Annotated in this window: 1 protein-coding gene; it reads right to left on the minus strand. The window is 50.5% G+C overall.

The genetic code is table 11. From position 1 onward, the window contains the following. Positions 1-4: 4 nt before the first annotated feature. Positions 5-1,168, minus strand: a complete 1,164-nt coding sequence (locus WBG83_RS22445; RefSeq protein ID WP_336747620.1) for an ISAs1 family transposase — start codon at positions 1,166-1,168, stop codon at positions 5-7. Between the last annotated feature and the right edge of the window lie 128 nt (positions 1,169-1,296).

Below are 1,296 nucleotides of genomic sequence, written 5' to 3' on the forward strand. Positions count from 1 at the left end.
GGGCTTACTCCCCGTCTGATCGGGCCGCTACATAGCTCTGCAGCAGCTCATCCACGTAGTCGGTATTCATACTCGCTATAAAACGTCGCTTGTTCAAGCTCCGCTTCTTATGCCTGCCCTGGTCCTGCCTTACCAGGTTCAACGCCATTCGCTTTAAAACGGCTACATTTCCTGCCCGATTCCGCTCCATCGTCCGATACCCGTCTTCCCCAAACGTCACATCCAGACTCCAGTGCATGCTCTCCACTCCCCAATGTCCCCGTACCGCTTCCGCGAATTTGTCGATCTCCGTTATGCTCCCCAGGTAATAGGCATTTTCTGTCCGGATGCGTCCCCCTTCTTCTACCACCCGCGTCACCATCCCAATTCCGCTCAGCTTCTCCCATTCCTTGCGCGGCTGCAGCCAGTCGATTGCCGTCGTATAGCGGTAGATTCGTTTCTCGATTCGGCCGTGCCCCTTCTCCGTCGTCGTGTACACATCGTATCCGACTTCCTCTTCTCCTTCTTTCCGCATCGTCTCGAAGTAGTCCCTCACTTCGCTGTACAACAGGGGATGGTTCCCTTTCAGCGCGAGCACATAGTCCGCTTTGTTCCCCTTCACGATCTGACGGGCCGTTTCTTTCTGCGTATTGAGCGCATCTACCGTCACGATGCACCCTTTAATCATTAACAACGATAACAGCTCCGGTACCGCTGTGATTTCGTTGCTTTTCTCTTCCGTTTGCCGTTGTCCCAGCACAAGTCCATTTTTTCGACTATATGCACTGACCACATGGATCGCTTTTTTTCCTTTCGCTTCACTTCCCGTTCCACACATCGTTTTTCCATCGATCGAGACGATATCCTTTTCCGGTTTTCCTGTCACTTCCTTCATCCATTCGATAAAGCATATCTCCACTTGCTTCGGCGAGATCATCTCAAATACCCGTTCCAGGGTTTGTTCACTTGGAATCCCGTTGTCCAGCCGTATATACTTGCGCAACCAGTTCTGTCTTTCGGTCGCCCACAGCTCCATCGCCTCCCAGTCTTCGCAATGGCACAGACTCGCACATACGCCAATAAACAATATGTCCATCAGTTTATGTTGCACTTTCCCTTCCTGACGCGGATCTTGCACCATCTGGAAATATTGAAAAAACGAGCCTTGATACAGCGTTTCGTCTGCCATCGGATTCCCTCCTGAATTCAGCCGGTCTCCTGTTAGCTTAACGTTTTTTTCGCACCCTGGCTCGTTTTTTTATTCATTCCCTATTTATGGGTTTTATTCTTGTTATTTGCTTCATGATTTCGCCGTGT

The sequence above is a fragment of the Paenibacillus sp. y28 genome (genome assembly GCF_037137075.1).
Lineage (GTDB): Bacteria > Bacillota > Bacilli > Paenibacillales > NBRC-103111 > JBBBNV01.